This is a genomic window from Sinorhizobium sp. B11, from assembly GCA_039725955.1.
GTDB lineage: Bacteria > Pseudomonadota > Alphaproteobacteria > Rhizobiales > Rhizobiaceae > Rhizobium.
Map to the genome: position 1 here is coordinate 3687195 of CP091034.1, position 15281 is coordinate 3702475.

Sequence of the window (15281 nt, forward strand, 5' to 3'; positions counted from 1 at the left end):
CAATCGCACAATCTCAGAAATGGAAAACGACGCCGAGGATCGGGCCATGCTCGACGATATCGTTGGTCAGGGTATCGTCGCTGTAGTTCACGCCAAGAGCGCGATAGCCGGCCATTGCGGAAATGGAGTCGTTCCATTTGTAGCCGATACCCGCCATGACATCCCAGTCAAGGTCAGCGCCGCCGGCACCGATCAAACCCCATCCTGTTAGATAGACCGAGGGCGTGATCAAATACGTCCCTCTGAGGCCGGCCACGGCATCGACCCAGGTCGCTTCATCAGTGCCTGACACGTCGTCCAGTGGCCCTCCGGAAAAGGAGATCGTCGTTTCCGTATACCAGATCTTCACGCCACCGATAACGTCAAGACGACCCTGGGGCTCGTCAATCACTGCGTAACCCGCACCGATTGTCGCCATGAAGGTTTCCGTCTTCAGATCGACCTCATCGGCCAATATGCCACGCGGCGTGGCAGCGTCCGTCGTTATGCGTGCATAGATAATATCGGTCACGACGCTGAAACGATCGTAGCGCGCTTCACCCGCTGCCATGAAGCCGAAATCGATATCCGAGAGAATGTCGCCGAAGCTCTCGTCGACATGAACTTCCGGAAGGCCGAAGACGGCGGTATCGCCGGTAATGCCGGCTACCCAGAAATAGGGCGCCACTGAAAAAGTCCATTTATCCGGCTCGGCAGGCTGCGGTTGGGGTGCCAGAACAGGAGCAAAATCCGCAGCCTGCACGACTACGGGTGCAGCCAGAATGGCCGCGGAAAGCAATAGTACGGTGGTTCGCATCCAATATCCCTCTGCTGACCCACGAAATGAACTTTGCCCCTGTACCGATAGGATACATCTCGAGCTTCCGGCGTAAGTACGTTACGGTAAACCGCACCGTAAACGCCGCCGTAAACAGGCCTATCGTCTTCGGAATCTTGCGTCGCCCTTGCCGTGGAAGCCGACAGGAGAGGCGCTTCGAGTTTTCTCATCGCACCGGCGGACCGGATTTCAGATGAGCTTTGCAGGCAGCGGAAGCGGGCATCTGGTCCCATCTATGGGCTCACGGCTCCGGTAACGTCATTGAGCGCAAACACTGCTCCAGCCTTGGCGAGCCCTTCCTCGATCTCTGCCGAAAGCAGCGGCTGGAAGCGTCTCGCCTCCAGCTTCCGCCGCAGGGTTCGTTCGAAATCAGGATCGCTGCCCCTGACATCGGCAAGCCGTTCTTTCGCCTGATCCGAACCGAGCTGGCCGAGTGCTGCAGCGCGCAGGGCGCGCACGACGAAATCAGTGCAGTTCACTTGTTCGGCAAGCAGCGAAGCCTCCGACCAGTCCCCTCGGCGATAGGCATCCAGCGCAAGAACGAGCATGGCATCGCGCGGCACGATGTCGACAGCCCGTGCCGCATCCTGCGCCATGGAGACGCCGGCATCGAAGTAGCCGACCGAAAACAGCACGGAGGCAAACTTCGCCACCACATCGGGATTGCTCGGATTGAGCGAAATCGCCCGGTTTCCTGCCTGCAATGCGGCATCGATGCGCCCGTCGGCGAATTGCGCCATCATCAGCGCCACATGAGCGCGATCCGACATGGGAGCGATCGAAACCGCACGGTTTGCCAAACCGAGAGCGCGGGCACGCACCGTGGCATCTCCGGCAGCAACCTCCGGCGCGATGAGAACACGAGCGAGCAGCGCATTTGCATCGGAATTGCTCGGATCGGCCACAAGCGTCCGTTCCAGGCAGGAGCGCACCGCCACCATATCGCTCGAGCTGCCGTCATCGAGTTGGTATTCAGCGCGCAAAACGCAAGCGTTTCCGATCGACTCCGCGCTGCTGGCATGCGTTTCGATATTGTTGATCGCCCCCGCGTCGCTGCAAAGCGGCGAGCAAGAACATCGACAATCTCCTGGCGGGCAGCTGCAGGGCTCTTGCCGTCGATGGCGATCGTTTCAAGCCCCGATTTCAGGAGGTCACCAGAGCGACGGTCGACGATCTGCCACCAGACGCTCCTGATATCGCCGTCGCCATAATATTTCATGTCGATTTCATAGGTCATTCCGACCACTTTTTGGGTACGCACATCCGCATAACCGGACTTCGCAACCGTCAGCGTCTGGAATTGCGTCAGCGCCGTCAACAGCATGTCGCGCGTCTGGCTGGCTTCGCCCTGCAACCTGGTGTCGACGGCATCCATGGAAAGAGTGACCGACGGACGAACCGTGAGAGGCGGCTTCGATGCGTAGACGACAACGCCTGCGGCAATCGCGGCGCAGAGCAGCAGCGCTACACCCGCATGCATCGCCAATGGTCGCCCTGAGGGTGGAGCGGTAACAATGCTTCCGGCAACTTCGGAAACCGGAACATCATCCGGCATCTCAGGCAAATCGCCTTCCAGCGCCGGCTCATCCTCTTCATGTTCGTAAGACAGGTGTGACCGGGGAAAAAGCGTCACATACGTGCCCTTGGGGATATGGATTGTCACATCTCGCTCGGCACCGAAGGCTTCGTAGTAGTTCTCCACCGACGAGCGCAGGCGGCTGACCTCAATGCGCACGATCGGATCGTTCGATGCATCGAAATTGCTCGCTCGCCCGAGAACATCCAGAGCGATGGAATAAGCCTTCACGCCCTCCTCGCAGCCGGCAAAACGCCGTTCCGCAAGATATCTGAGAATGGCCCGTTGCCGCTCCGTCGCATGGAATCTAGGGTCGGCCAGAATTCGTTCGAGTTCCGCCCTGGCCTCTGACAACGATACTTCGCATGCCCTTGCGTAGTGTACTTCAGCACCCATGACCGCCCCGTACGCGCTGATTAGGCTAAAGTAGAACAGGGATGTTTATCGCCGAGACGGCGGCCGGTTGCAACCGAAAATGCTAACAAAACCAGCAGGCGATCGATTTTAACGCGAGTTTAAACGTCAATCCGGCACATTTGGGCGGTGTTCCAGCACGTATTGAATGATGTCGGATTCGATTTCGGCACAGATGGTCTCATACTCGACCACCATCGGACAATGTTCCTCTCCCTGCTGCCGCATGAGGCGTTCCAGGGTGAGGCTCGCTTCCTCATAAGCCTCGAAGAGGTCATTAAGCGAGCGGGATTTCGGCGCGAGAAGCTGCAATCTGCCCCGCATCGCGGGTAATTTCAGCATAAGCCGCCACAGCCCGCGCTGTGCGGTTTCCGTAGCGTTCCGCTTGATGCCTCCTTCCTTGTCCATTGGAGATCCGGACCTCCTGCTCATCCCGCCGACTATGAAGTGACAGGTGCAAGATGGAAGTACGTTACCGTAAATCCGCCGCCATTTACGCCCTTTCCCCGCCTTTACGCTGGAGTTTACAGTAAAGTACTCCCATAAACGCGTCGGCTGTGCGCATCCTTCCAGTATGGAAGGAGCCGTGCATGGACAGATCGGTTACGAGCTTTGCTGCGGCCACCGGCTCCTCCGGGAGACATGGCAAATGATCAGGCTGGTGGTATTTTTTCTGGCTTTCCTCATCGGGACTTCGGTAGCGGCGCAGACCACGCCACCGCCGCCCCAGCGGAAGATCGATCAGTTGATAGGTTTGCTGCAGGATCCCGAAATCCAGACATGGCTGGAAAATCGCAAGAAGGAACAGGACGCGACAGCCGCCGCCGCGCAGCCATCGGGTTTTGCGACTTGGGAGGCACAGGCCCGCGCGCGCATCGACGGCATCCTTGCTGCAGTTCCGCGCATCCCCTCTGAAGTGTATCAGGGCGCTGCCCGTGCGCGCCACGACGCCGTCTCGCACGGCTATGCACCGATCTTCCTGATCTTTGCCGGTTTGGTCGCCATCGGCGGGGTAGCCGAGTGGCTCTACAGGCGCGCCCGGCCTGCATCGATCGGCCCGATCGCCCGGCTTGTCCCGGTGGCGGTTTTCACCGTGGTCGTGGCAATCATATTCTTTGCCGTTGAATGGCCGCCGCTCGCCCGGCTCGTGCTGCTTGCCTACCTGGTTGCCTTCATCGTCTATCGCGTCGGTGCAGTGCTGATCGGTCTCGTGGAAAGCGACCGCCCTGCGCTCGCCATCCGTGCGAAGATCTTTCTCGGCATCGCCTTGTTCGCCGCGGCAACTGCAACACTTGGAGCACCACTTGGTATCGATCCCGCTGTCACCGAGGCGATCGCCTACTGTTTCTCCATCCTTTTGCTGGTGCTCGCGATTGAAACTGTCTGGTCGGCTTTGAGCCACCCCCTCGTCATAAAGGCCGGCTTGACCGTTTTCCTGGGCCTCCTGTGGGGGCTCTGGTGCCTCGCGCTGCAGGGCCTTTTCTGGATTGGCGTCTACGCCCTTGTTTTGCCGGATCTGTTGCGGGCCACAGGCAGGGCCGCGGCGACGCTCACGACGGCCCCGCCCGAAAGCGCCAGGAGCATATTGCTTGTGCGCGGCAGCCGCGCACTTATCACCGCTCTCGCCGTAGGCTGGCTGGCGCTCGTCTGGCGCTTCAGCCCCAGTTCCATCGCACAGCAGAACCCGACGGTATCAGCCATTCTCTTCGGATTGCTGAAAGGTGTCATCGTACTCCTGATCGCCGATCTTCTCTGGCAGCTTGCCAAAGGCTGGATTGACCGCACCATCAAGACCTCGGGAGATTCCACCGGTCTCGCACCTGCCGAAGCCGCCAAACGCGCGCGGTTCCGCACGCTGCTGCCGATCTTCCGAAATGCGCTCGCCGTCATGGTCGTCGTCATGGCCGCCCTTATCGTGCTCTCCCAGCTCGGCGTCGAGATCGGGCCGCTGATAGCCGGCGCCGGCATTTTCGGCGTTGCCATCGGCTTCGGATCGCAGACTCTCGTCAAGGATATCATCAGCGGCGTCTTCTACATGTTCGATGATGCCTTCCGTGTCGGCGAATATATTCAGGCGAAAAACTACAAGGGAACGGTGGAAGGCTTCAGCCTGCGCTCGGTACGGCTGCGCCATCACCGAGGCCCCGTCTTCACCGTGCCCTTCGGGGAGCTTGGTGCCGTGGAAAACATGAGCCGCGACTGGGTGATCGACAAATTCCGTATCTCAGTCGCCTATAACACCGACATCAACAAGGCCCGGAAAATTACCAAGGCGATCGGCGCCGAGCTGAAAGAAGATGCCGAGGTCGGGCCGCTCTTCATCGAGCCGCTCAAGATGAAAGGCGTCGAGGAATTCGGCGATTACGGCATCGTCCTCAGCTTCGCGATGACGACGGTGCCTGGCATGCAGACTTATATCCGGCGCAAGGCCTACGCCATGATCCGTGAAGCGTTCCAGAACAACGGCATAGAATTCGCCCAGCCGATGGTGCAGGTCGGCGGCGAGGACAAGAATGGCGCTGCCGCCGCCGCAACCACCTTACGAACCGCCCAGCAGCAGGCGAAAGCCGCGGGCGCAGAGGGCTGACGCTTCGTGGCAGAATACTCGTCCGATGGACGGCTGCTGTTCCCGTCGCCGGCCCGACCTAGTCGGCCTCAACGAGATATCGCGTCAGCTTGGCGCTCGACATTTCGCGTGCAAGGCTTGCGGCCTGACCAGCCCACATATTGCTGAAATCCGACCTGCCTTCCTTCTCGGTCACTGCTCTCAGCGGCGCAAGCGCGCCGCCAGCGGTCGGAAATGCTGGTGCAGTCTCGGACAGCGGTCCGATCTCTCGCATGATGCGATTGACGATGCCGCGTGCGGGACGACCGGTAAAGATATTGGTCAGGGCAGTATTGTCATCCCGCGCCGATTTCAGCGCATCGCGGTGAAAGGCCGTGACCTTTGCTTCCGGCGTCAAGAGATAGGCAGTCCCCACCTGAACGGCTGACGCACCAAGTGCAAAAGCGGCACGAACACCCCGGCGGTCGCTGATGCCACCCGCTGCGATGACAGGCACGGAAACAGCATCGGCGATCTGCGGCACGAGCGCCATCGTGCCCACTTGGGTTATCATGTCGTCGTCAAGAAAATTGCCGCGGTGCCCGCCGGCTTCCAACCCCATGGCGATGACCGCATCGACACCTCGCTCCACCAGCGAGCGCGCCTCCGCGACTGTCGTCGCCGAAGCGATGATCTTCGCACCCGTGCGCCGTACGCGCTCGAGCAGGTCCGCCCCCGGCAGGCCGAAATGGAAGCTGACGACTTCGGGCCGATAGCTTTCGACAAGCGCGCAATAGTCGTTGTCGAACGGCGCCCGCCCTGCCGCCGGAACCGGCGCAGCAGGATCGAGCCCCAGCTCGACATAATAGGGAGCAAGCACACTGCGCCATTTCATCTGGGCAACAGGATCTGTTGCCGGATTGGCATGTGCGAAGAAATTCACGTTGATCGGCTTTGATGTCGCCGAGCGTATCTGGTCGAGCGCCGCTTTCGTCTGTTCGATCGTCAGTAGCGCAGCAGGAAGGGATCCAAGGCCGCCGGCCTCACTGGCCGCAATCACCATTTCGGGTGTGGTGGCCCCCGCCATCGGTGCCTGAATGATGGGAAGCTCGATCCCGAAGAGGTCGATGATACGATTGTCCTGCCAGTTGCCCATGACACGATGCTCCATGCATTGCGCTTGATTATAAAGCGAGTGGCAGCCTTGCGGGCCGCCACGACACTATTTCTGCTTTGCCGCTTTTTCCGCAAGCTGCTTGCGATATGCAGGTACGGGCAGCCCACCCACACCCCAGTTTTCCATCTCCACTTCATCGATGACGACGAAGGTGCTGTCATGCGGCTTGCCCATGATGTCGAAGAGCAGATCGCTGACACCCTTGATCAAGGCAGCCTTCTGCTCCGGCGTCGTGCTGTTTGCACCCGGAGCCGTGCCTTCACGCGTCACTTTGATATTCACATAGGGCATTGTCGTTCTCCTTGAAGGACGGGGCCAGAGCGCCCCGTCCGTTGGCTACGCTCTCGGTTTACCAGCGACCAGCGTGCTGGCCGCCATCGACATTCAGCGTTTCGCCGGTGACGAAGCCGGCACGCTCCAGATAGAGCACGGCATCGACGACTTCGCTCACCTCACCCAGGCGGCCCACAGGATGCAGGGCGCTGAGGAAAGCATGCGTTTCCGGCGCATGCATCGGCGTCCTGATGATGCCGGGCGCCACTGCATTCACGCGAATGCCGTTCTTGGCATATTCGATGGCAAGCCCGCGCGTGACAGCGTCAAGACCCCCCTTAGTCAGCGTCGCAAGGCCCGTCGGAACATCGGCAATCGGCTGATCCACCAGGGCTGTCGTGATCTGAACGATGTGACCATGGCCTCGCTTCAGCATCTCGGCAATGGCAAATTGCGTGACATGGAAGAAGCCGGCAACGTTGACGTTGATGACATTGTTGAAATCTTCGACGGTATAATCGGTAAACGGCTTACCGATGAAGATGCCTGCATTGTTGATCAGCGTATCGACGCGACCGAAACGCTCGACGGCCGTCTTCACGACCTGTTCGGCGACACCACGCTCGCCGATGCTGCCGGGTACTGCGATGACACCTGCATCCGACGACGGCTGGATGTTGCGGGAGTTGGCAACGACGACATAGCCTTCCTTGCGATAGGCTTCGACGATGCCCGCGCCGATACCCTGCGAGGCACCGGTGACGATTGCGACTTTCTGTTCATTGCTCATGGTATGTCTCCTTGGAAGATGACGCTTTGCGCCATGTTTGAGAGGTGATCAGGCCGTCACGTCGACGGCCAGCGGCTTGCCTTTTTCGAAGAGCTGCAGGCGATCCTTGAGTTTGAAGACCGAGAAAGTATGCGCGAGCTGGTCCTGAGTTTCGCGAAAGTGCACCCAGCCTTCGTTATGCGCGGATAAGAGGAGAGCGTTCGGGAAGGCGTGCGCTGCCTCCAGAGCATCCTCGCTGCCCATCGTCACGTGGAAGCGGCCACGGGGCTCGGCAGCCCCCGTAAACAGCAGCACGACTTTGGGAGAAAAGAGCCGCGCGACCTCGGCGGTGCCCTCATACCAGACCGTATCACCGGTCACGTAGAGGAGGTCGCCCGGCTTTTCGCGGCCGAGGGCGAAGCCCACGACATCGCCGGATATCGGCTCAATACCGACGGGGCCGTGGCGAGCCGGCGTTGCCGTAACCAGCAGCTTCTCACCACCGGCGCCTTCCAGCGTGACGGTTTCGAAGGGAGCGAGACCTAGGGAATTGCCGCCCAAGCGCTCTGTTCCAGCCTTCGTCGTGAAGGTGGTGCCAACGCCAGGAAGCATTGCCCGGCCGGCATTGTCGAGATTGTCGAAATGCTGATCGTGGCTCAATAGAACAGCGTCGAGCCTGCCGATCTCTTCGATTGACAAGGCCGGGCCAGACGTCTTTTCGAAGCGGACAGGCGCTTCCTTGTAGAGGCCCGGCGGGTCGAATGTCGGGTCGGTGAGAAGCCGAAGGTTACCGTATTCTATCAGCACGGTCGGCCCGCCGATCAGCGTAAGTGTGAGACTGGAGGAGGTCATGTCGGCAACCTTTCTGTTTCGAGGTCGCCTCTATTTAGTCCCATTCCCTTCTGCGAAAAATTCGCTATTCTTTGCCAATGGCTGATAAAAAACGCACAGAGCCAGACTGGCAGGACATCCGGGTTTTTCTGGCGCTGGGGCGGCACGGCAGCCTGTCAGCGGCCGCCCGCACCTTGCGCGTCAACCACGCAACGATTGCCCGACGGCTGCATTCTCTGGAGGAAACTCTCGGCGAAAAACTGGTGGAGCGCCGCCCGGACGGCTATGTGCTCACACCCGCAGGAACCCGCGCATTGACAGCAGCAAGCGATATGGAAGCCTCTGTCCAGACGCTTGGACGGGGCTGGAAGGATGACACGCCGAAAGGCCTGGTGCGCATCAACGCATCGCCCGCACTCTCACAGGGCTTCCTGATTCCCCGTCTGGCGGAAATCACCAAACAATATCCAGGCCTCGACATCGACCTTGCGACTGACCTGCGCACCATAAGCCTTGAACGCCACGAGGCCGACATCGCCATACGCCTGACAAAACCGCAGGACGGCGATCTCATTGCCAAGCAGCTCGCGACGATCGGATACGGATTTTACGGAACGCAGGAGGTTTGCCGACAGGTCGAAAACGGTGCGGAACCCGTCTTCGTCGGATTTGACGAGGTGAACGGCTATGTGCCCGAGGCGATCTGGCTGGCCCGCCAGTTCCCGCATGCGCGCGTGTCTTTCCGCGCCAACAATCAGGTTTCTCAGGCGATGGCTGCCAGGTCAGGCGCAGGTCTGGCACTCCTGCCGCACTACATCGGTCGCAGCGAAAAAAACCTCTATGCCTGCTCGCTTGAGCTCGTCCCGCCGCCGCGGGAGGCCTGGCTACTCACCCGACGCCAGCAGCGCAAGGATCTGCCGATCCGGACCGTTGCCGAATACATCACCAAGATATTCGCGACGGAACGGGTTTTATTCGAGGAATGAGGCCTCGAGCCCACCTCCCCGAGCCGCCTTCCTCAGAAGGACAGGTCGAGCACGCGTCCTTCGAACAGGCGGTCGCGTGAACCCTCCAGGTGAGCGCGCATCAGGTCACGGGCATTCTCTGCCCTGCCCTCGGCGATCGCTTTGTAGATTTCGTTGTGCTCCTGATACACCTGCTCAAGGCCCGGCCGCGGTCCGAGCAACGAAAGCCCGTGCAGATGCATGCCAACGGCGATATGCGCTTTCAGCGCATCCATGGAGGCGGTGTAATAGTGATTGTTGGCTGCCTCGGTGACAGCGCGGTGAAAGACGAAATCCGCATCCACCCGGTGCAGCTGATGGCTCGTCGCTTCACGCAGATCGGCAAGGGCTGCGGCGATCTTCTGGATCGCGGCATCGTCGCGGCGCTTGGCGGCAAAATAGGCGGCAGCCGGCTCGATTGTCAGGCGGAATTCATAGCAGCGTTGGATATCGGCAATCGTCTTGACCGGTGAATAGGCAAGCTGCGCGGTTGGCGAACCATGCGCACTGACGAAAGTGCCGGCCCCCTGCCGGGCATAGACGATCCCTTGCTCCCGCAGACGCGCCAGCGCATCGCGCACGATAGGGCGTGAAACGCCAAGCAGCGAGGCCAGCTCATGTTCACCCGGAAGGCGTGAATCCGGCGGATAGTTGCCGGCGCGGATCCGCTCCATCAGCTGATCGAAGACACGGTCGACCAGCTTCACGGCCCTGCCCGGCCGGGCTGCAGGCGCCGCTTCCGGATTCACCGATCCGCCATTCGCTTCATCCACTCTCATTCTCCCTGCTGGCATTCGCTCAAGCCGCCTGATTCCGAACGATCAGTCTTAGCAAACTATCGGAATTGCCGAAGCCCCCCGACTTGACCGCGCAACGAAATTGCCGCCCGTCGGCGCCGGTCACATCGAACCACGGAATGCCGGCCTCGATTTCACCCCTAGGCAACAGAACCGAAACGCCCAGTTCGCGGAAAACGGCAAGCGCGGTATCGCCGCCGCCCACCATGATCATGTCCGGATTTGTATCATCTATGACCGATTTCACGCCCTGCGCAAAGCGAGCGGCAACGAGCGCGGCCTCGGTCTTCATTTCGCCCGTGCACCGCATCAGCGCCGGCAGCGCCAGACCCTCGCCGCTTTCGACCACGCCCATCTGCGCATCGACGACGACGCGCAGTGCGCCCGATGCTTCGAGACGATCCATCTGCGCAGCGGTGATCGGATCGCGGGACCCGAAGGCGAAAAGCGTCTTTCGCGCCGCGAGAAATTCCGGCGTCAGCCGTGCAGGTCCGCCGAGCCGGCGCGCGAGCGCCGAACCCAGACCACGAGCCCCGACGGCAAGGGTGAAACGCCAGTCATTCTCTGCGACCACGATGTCGAGATCCGCATCGTCTTCGGCATCGGCAACCATGACGTCACGGCCAGATCCGGCAAAGAGCTCGGCTATCGGCAATGGATGGTCCACACCGCGCCCGACCACGCAGCCACGGTAGGTGATCCGCTCCTGATCGGGAATGGCGGGCGCCATGAGGATTGTCTTGAGACCAAGCACATCGGCGAGCGCGATGCTTTCGACCGCTACATTGCCCTTCAGCCGCGAATCGATCTTCTTCATGAAGACGGCCGATCCGGCAGCGCGCAGGGTCTCGGCAACGGCTCGTACGCGCGCGGCCGCTTCAGTTTCCGGCAATCCGCGCGAAGCGGTATTAACGACAACGACTTCGGCGCCGGTTTCAAGTGCCTTGCCGACAGCTTCGACATCGATGGCCACCGCAACCGACAGCCCAGCCTCCACGAAGGGCGTCCCGGTATCGAGCGAGCCGGTCAGGTCGTCGGCAATGATGGCGACTTTCAGCGTCATGAAGTCTGCCCCGGATTGACAGCATGGCAGGCGACGAGATGGCCAGGCTTTGCTTCCTTCCATTCCGGAATAACCTTGCTGCAAACCTCCATCGCGATCGGGCAGCGCGTGTGGAAACGACAGCCGGTCGGCGGGTTCAGCGGGCTCGGCACATCGCCTTGCAGGATCTGGCGCTTGCGGCTGCGCTCCAGTTCAGGATCGGTTTCCGGCACGGCTGAAAGCAGCGCCTTCGTATAGGGATGCAGCGGATTGTCGAAGAGCTCTTCGCGCGTTGCGAGCTCGGCCAGCCGACCGAGATACATGACGCCGACGCGCGTGCTGATGTGGCGCACGACGGCCAGGTCATGGGCAATGAAGAGATAGGTCAGGCCATACTTTTCCTGCAGATCAAGCAGCAGGTTGATGATCTGCGCCTGGATCGACACGTCGAGCGCCGAGATCGCCTCGTCGCAGACGATGAATTTCGGCTGGCAGGCAAGCGCACGCGCAATGACGACACGCTGGCGCTGGCCGCCCGAGAGCTCGTGCGGGTAACGTTGGGCAAAACGCGTCGGCAGGCCGACATCGGTCAGAAGGGCTGCGACCTTGTCCTTCAGCTCCGCCTTGGTGGCAAGCTTGTGGAACAGGATCGGCTCGCCTATCGCCTCGCCGACCGTCATGCGCGGATTGAGCGTCGAATAAGGATCCTGGAACACGATCTGCAGGTCGCGGCGGAACGGCCGCATCTGCTTTTCATCGAGCGTGGCGATATCCTGGCCCTTGTAGACCACTTTGCCGCTCGTCGCCTTGTAGAGATTGAGGATGGTGAAGCCGGTTGTCGATTTGCCGCAGCCGGATTCGCCGACGAGGCTCAGCGTCTCGCCTTCCATGATCTCCAAGTTGACATTGTCGAGCGCATAGACGGTCGCCGAGCGTTCTCCGAAAGCACCGAGCTTGACGTGGAAATGCTTGACGAGGTTTTCGACCTTCAGGAGCGGTTGGGCACCCATCACGCAGCCTCCTGCATTCTCTGGACGACGAAACAGGCAGCGCGATGCGCTTTATTGCCGGCAATCGGCTCAAGACGCGGCACGCGTTCATGACAGACGGCTTCGGCCAGCGGGCAGCGTGGCGCAAAGGGGCAGCCCTTTGGGCGACGGCCAGGCTCTGGCGGCGTGCCGCCGATCGAGGAGAGCCGGCTTGCCGGCGCATCCGAAAGCTTCGGGATCGAGGACAGCAGGCCACGCGTATAGGGATGGCTGGGACGAGCATAAAGCTCGTCCACCGGCGCATCTTCCACGACCGTGCCGGCATAGAGCACGGCGACGCGATCGACAAGGCCGGCGATCAGCGCGAGGTCATGGGTGATCCAGACGACGGACATGCCGAGCTTGGCGCGCAGATCTTTCACCAGATCGACGATCTGGGCCTGGATCGTCACGTCGAGCGCGGTGGTCGGCTCGTCGGCGATCAGAAGCTTCGGATTGCAGGCAAGACCGATCGCGATCATCACACGCTGGCGCATGCCGCCCGAAAGCTCGTGCGGATAGGCCATCAGTCGTTCTTCCGGGCCGGGAATGCCGACGAGGCGCAGAAGCTCGACGGCCCGACCCTGCGCCTCTTTCTTCGACATTTTGCGATGATAGATCAGCGGCTCACAGATCTGGTCGCCGATGCGCATGACCGGATTGAGCGAAGTCATCGGATCCTGGAAGACGAAGCCGACATCGCCGCCGCGCACCTTGCGCAACTCGCTGTTCGACATCTTCTGCAGGTCGCGCCCGTCGAACGTCGCCGTTCCCTTCGTCACTTTGATCTTGTTGGGCAGGAGCCGCATCAGGCTCAGCATCGTCAGGCTTTTGCCGCAGCCGGATTCACCGACGACGCCGAGCGTTTCGCCCTTGTTGACGTAGAGGTCGATGCCGTCAACCACGACGGCCGGGCCACGGCGCGTATCGATCTCGATGGTGAGATCCTTCACGTCCAGCAGGCGTTCGTTGCTTGTTGCATTCATCATTTGCTGCCCCGCGGATTGAGTGCGTCGTTGAGGCCGTCGCCGAGGAAGCTGAAGGCCACCGAGGCAAGACCGAGCACGGCCGCCGGAGCGGCGAGGAGATGCGGATAATGCTGCCAGACGCGCAGGCCGTCCGAAATCATGTTGCCCCAGCTGGGGGTCGGCGGATTGACGCCAACACCGAGGAAGCTGAAGGCGCTTTCCAGCACCATGGCTGTGCCGAGGCCCGCGCTAACGGAAACGATGAGCGGACCGAGCGCATTCGGCACGATATAACGCAGGATGACGATCCAGTTGGAAAGGCCAAGCGCCTGTGCCGCCATGACGTAAGGACGATTGCGGATCGACAGAACCTGGGCGCGCACGAGGCGCGCATAAGGCGGCCAGGAAATGAGTGCCATCGAGCCGAAGACCAGGATGAAATCCACCCAGACCGTCTGGCGATAGAAAGGATTGAGGGTCGCAAGATACTGCGTCTCCATCCACCGGGTGATCGGCGTCTTCAGCGATGCATTGATGACGACGACGAGAAGCAGGTTCGGCACCGACATCGTCACATCTGTCAGCCACATGATGACCCGGTCGAAGGGATTGCCGAAGAAGCCAGCGATGGCGCCAAGCAGAAGCCCGATCACGACAGCGATAAAGGTGACGATGACGGCAACGAGGAAGGCCGTGCGCGTGCCGAAGACGATACGGCTGAAGACGTCGCGGCCGAGATCGTCGGTGCCGAAGAAATGCGCCAGTGATGGCGGCGCGTTGCGCGAAGCGAGATCCTGGCTCAGATAGTCATAGGGCGTCAGAGACGGACCGAAGATCGCCGCAAAGGCAAGGATTACGATCACGATCAGGCCGAAGATCGCAAGCTTGTTGCGCTTCAGGCGATGCCAGGCATCACGCCACAGATTGACGGGCGGTTCCTCGGCTGTGTCGATCGTCGAAAGAGGAATGGCGGACATGGTCAGCGGCTCCTTCTGGAATCATTGGCGCGCGGATCGAGCAGCGGGTAGAGCACATCGACCAGCAGGTTCGACGCCATGACCAGGAAGGATCCGATCAGGGTAATCGCGAGAATGACGGGATAATCGGAATTGGTCAGCGCCTGCACGGTCAACCGGCCGAGACCCGGCAGGCCGAAGACGAGTTCGACGAAAATCGCGCCATTCACGATAGTGATCATGATGAGACCGAGCTGTGTCACGACAGGTGTCAGCACCGGACGCAGGATATGCTTCAGCGCGACGACGATTTCCGGCACGCCCTTCGCACGGGCGGTGCGAACGAAATCTTCGGACAGCACTTCAATAACGGCGGCGCGTGTCTGGCGCACGATGAGCGCGACCGGCTGGAAGGACAAAACGATGAGCGGCAGGAAGATGCGCACATCGAAGATGCCACCCCAGCCATAGGGCACCTTGATCATCGGTAGAAGCACGATAAGCGCCACCATCAATAGCGGACCGGCGACATAGGCCGGGATCGCCCAGAGGAACAGCGCTGTACCGAGGATTGTGTAGTCGACACGGTTGTTCTGGTTCAGAGCGGCGATCATCCCGAGCGGGATCGCAACCACCGCCGTCAGGATGATGGAACAGAGAGCGAGCTGGAAAGAGACGGGCGCGGCGGCAGAGACCATGGCCCAGACCGAACGACCCGAGCTCAGCGAATTGCCGAACTGGCCGTGCAGGAGGTTCCAGATGTAAAGACCGAACTGCTCGATGAAAGGCTTGTTGAGACCTGCACTTTCGCGGATCGCCTCGATGCGCTGCGGGTTATAGGCGACGTCACCAGGTGCGCGAAGGAAGATCAGCTTGATCGGATCGCCCGCACCATAGAAGGCCATCGCGTAGACGGCCATCATCACGACCAGGACGGACGGAATCCAGATGGCAAATCGCGTGAGCACGTAGCGTAGCAAGGCCACCTCCCATTCTTGCCCGGCGCATTCCCGCGGGAGGCCGCAGCCGCCGGTTCTTCTTGAAACGTGGCGCGAAGACCTTTCGGCCTTCGCGCCGCTGCTTT

Annotated in this window: 16 protein-coding genes; 2 read left to right on the forward strand and 14 right to left on the reverse strand. The window is 60.7% G+C overall.

Annotated elements, in window-relative coordinates; translation table 11 throughout:
• Positions 1-13 precede the first annotated feature (13 nt).
• The 4 genes from LVY75_28340 to LVY75_28355 form a co-directional block, all read right to left on the reverse strand.
• Positions 14-796, reverse strand: a complete 783-nt coding sequence (locus tag LVY75_28340) for a DUF481 domain-containing protein (GenBank protein XAZ22688.1) — start codon at positions 794-796, stop codon at positions 14-16.
• A 254-nt stretch (positions 797-1050) separates the two neighbouring features.
• A complete protein-coding gene (locus LVY75_28345; protein XAZ22689.1) occupies positions 1051-1587 on the reverse strand; it encodes a hypothetical protein in 537 nt (178 codons plus the stop codon).
• The gene (locus LVY75_28350; GenBank protein XAZ22690.1) at positions 1560-2624 is read right to left on the reverse strand and encodes a hypothetical protein; all 1065 of its coding nucleotides are present in this window, start codon (positions 2622-2624) and stop codon (positions 1560-1562) included. The genes LVY75_28345 and LVY75_28350 overlap by 28 nt, the downstream gene beginning before the upstream one ends.
• A 291-nt stretch (positions 2625-2915) precedes the next feature.
• Positions 2916-3215, reverse strand: a complete 300-nt coding sequence (locus tag LVY75_28355; protein ID XAZ22691.1) for a hypothetical protein — start codon at positions 3213-3215, stop codon at positions 2916-2918.
• A 241-nt stretch (positions 3216-3456) separates the two neighbouring features.
• Here LVY75_28355 and LVY75_28360 point away from each other — a divergent pair, with 241 nt between their 5' ends.
• Entirely contained in the window at positions 3457-5394 is a 1938-nt protein-coding gene (locus tag LVY75_28360) for a mechanosensitive ion channel family protein (protein XAZ22692.1), read from the forward strand.
• 58 nt (positions 5395-5452) lie between these two features.
• Here the strand turns inward: LVY75_28360 and LVY75_28365 are convergent, their stop codons facing one another.
• The 4 genes from LVY75_28365 to LVY75_28380 all read right to left on the reverse strand — a co-directional run bounded on the left by LVY75_28365 (position 5453) and on the right by LVY75_28380 (position 8423).
• Positions 5453-6508, reverse strand: coding sequence for a nitronate monooxygenase family protein (locus LVY75_28365; protein ID XAZ25849.1), 1056 nt, complete (start codon positions 6506-6508; stop codon positions 5453-5455).
• 66 nt (positions 6509-6574) lie between these two features.
• Positions 6575-6820, reverse strand: a complete 246-nt coding sequence (locus tag LVY75_28370; GenBank protein ID XAZ22693.1) for a 4-oxalocrotonate tautomerase family protein — start codon at positions 6818-6820, stop codon at positions 6575-6577.
• A gap of 58 nt (positions 6821-6878) precedes the next feature.
• Positions 6879-7592 carry an SDR family oxidoreductase gene (locus LVY75_28375; GenBank protein XAZ22694.1) on the reverse strand — a complete coding sequence of 238 codons (714 nt, stop codon included), beginning with the start codon at positions 7590-7592 and terminating at the stop codon, positions 6879-6881.
• Between the two features lie 48 nt (positions 7593-7640).
• The gene (locus LVY75_28380; GenBank protein ID XAZ22695.1) at positions 7641-8423 is read right to left on the reverse strand and encodes an MBL fold metallo-hydrolase; all 783 of its coding nucleotides are present in this window, start codon (positions 8421-8423) and stop codon (positions 7641-7643) included.
• A gap of 77 nt (positions 8424-8500) precedes the next feature.
• On the opposite strand from LVY75_28380, the gene LVY75_28385 reads away from it, so the two are divergent.
• Positions 8501-9388 (forward strand): LysR family transcriptional regulator, encoded by an 888-nt coding sequence (locus LVY75_28385; protein XAZ22696.1) that lies wholly within the window; start codon positions 8501-8503, stop codon positions 9386-9388.
• Between the two features lie 32 nt (positions 9389-9420).
• Here the strand turns inward: LVY75_28385 and LVY75_28390 are convergent, their stop codons facing one another.
• Genes LVY75_28390 through LVY75_28415 form a run of 6 tightly spaced genes read right to left on the reverse strand, consistent with a single transcriptional unit; the run spans position 9421 to position 15177 of the window.
• A complete protein-coding gene (locus tag LVY75_28390; protein XAZ22697.1) occupies positions 9421-10179 on the reverse strand; it encodes a FadR family transcriptional regulator in 759 nt (252 codons plus the stop codon).
• Positions 10180-10204: 25 nt separating this feature from the next.
• Entirely contained in the window at positions 10205-11266 is a 1062-nt protein-coding gene (locus LVY75_28395; GenBank protein XAZ22698.1) for a four-carbon acid sugar kinase family protein, read from the reverse strand.
• Positions 11263-12255 (reverse strand): ATP-binding cassette domain-containing protein, encoded by a 993-nt coding sequence (locus LVY75_28400; protein ID XAZ22699.1) that lies wholly within the window; start codon positions 12253-12255, stop codon positions 11263-11265. Before LVY75_28400 ends, LVY75_28395 begins: the two co-directional genes overlap by 4 nt.
• Positions 12255-13262, reverse strand: a complete 1008-nt coding sequence (locus LVY75_28405) for an ABC transporter ATP-binding protein (protein XAZ22700.1) — start codon at positions 13260-13262, stop codon at positions 12255-12257. Before LVY75_28405 ends, LVY75_28400 begins: the two co-directional genes overlap by 1 nt.
• Positions 13259-14218, reverse strand: a complete 960-nt coding sequence (locus tag LVY75_28410; GenBank protein ID XAZ22701.1) for an ABC transporter permease — start codon at positions 14216-14218, stop codon at positions 13259-13261. The genes LVY75_28405 and LVY75_28410 overlap by 4 nt, the downstream gene beginning before the upstream one ends.
• Before the next feature lie 2 nt (positions 14219-14220).
• Positions 14221-15177: an ABC transporter permease gene (locus tag LVY75_28415; GenBank protein ID XAZ22702.1), complete on the reverse strand. Its 957-nt coding sequence runs from the start codon at positions 15175-15177 to the stop codon at positions 14221-14223.
• Positions 15178-15281 lie beyond the last annotated feature (104 nt).

Bases quoted from the DNA above. Each gene is read 5' to 3' on its own strand.
- LVY75_28375 (XAZ22694.1), bottom strand. From the start codon at position 7,592: ATGAGCAATGAACAGAAAGTCGCAATCGTCACCGGTGCCTCGCAGGGT.
- LVY75_28370 (XAZ22693.1), bottom strand. From the start codon at position 6,820: ATGCCCTATGTGAATATCAAAGTGACGCGTGAAGGCACGGCTCCGGGT.
- LVY75_28345 (XAZ22689.1), bottom strand. From the start codon at position 1,587: ATGTCGGATCGCGCTCATGTGGCGCTGATGATGGCGCAATTCGCCGAC.
- LVY75_28360 (XAZ22692.1), top strand. From the start codon at position 3,457: ATGATCAGGCTGGTGGTATTTTTTCTGGCTTTCCTCATCGGGACTTCG.
- LVY75_28410 (XAZ22701.1), bottom strand. From the start codon at position 14,218: ATGTCCGCCATTCCTCTTTCGACGATCGACACAGCCGAGGAACCGCCC.
- LVY75_28380 (XAZ22695.1), bottom strand. From the start codon at position 8,423: ATGACCTCCTCCAGTCTCACACTTACGCTGATCGGCGGGCCGACCGTG.
- LVY75_28385 (XAZ22696.1), top strand. From the start codon at position 8,501: ATGGCTGATAAAAAACGCACAGAGCCAGACTGGCAGGACATCCGGGTT.
- LVY75_28405 (XAZ22700.1), bottom strand. From the start codon at position 13,262: ATGATGAATGCAACAAGCAACGAACGCCTGCTGGACGTGAAGGATCTC.
- LVY75_28355 (XAZ22691.1), bottom strand. From the start codon at position 3,215: ATGGACAAGGAAGGAGGCATCAAGCGGAACGCTACGGAAACCGCACAG.
- LVY75_28340 (XAZ22688.1), bottom strand. From the start codon at position 796: ATGCGAACCACCGTACTATTGCTTTCCGCGGCCATTCTGGCTGCACCC.
- LVY75_28365 (XAZ25849.1), bottom strand. From the start codon at position 6,508: ATGGGCAACTGGCAGGACAATCGTATCATCGACCTCTTCGGGATCGAG.
- LVY75_28400 (XAZ22699.1), bottom strand. From the start codon at position 12,255: ATGGGTGCCCAACCGCTCCTGAAGGTCGAAAACCTCGTCAAGCATTTC.
- LVY75_28395 (XAZ22698.1), bottom strand. From the start codon at position 11,266: ATGACGCTGAAAGTCGCCATCATTGCCGACGACCTGACCGGCTCGCTC.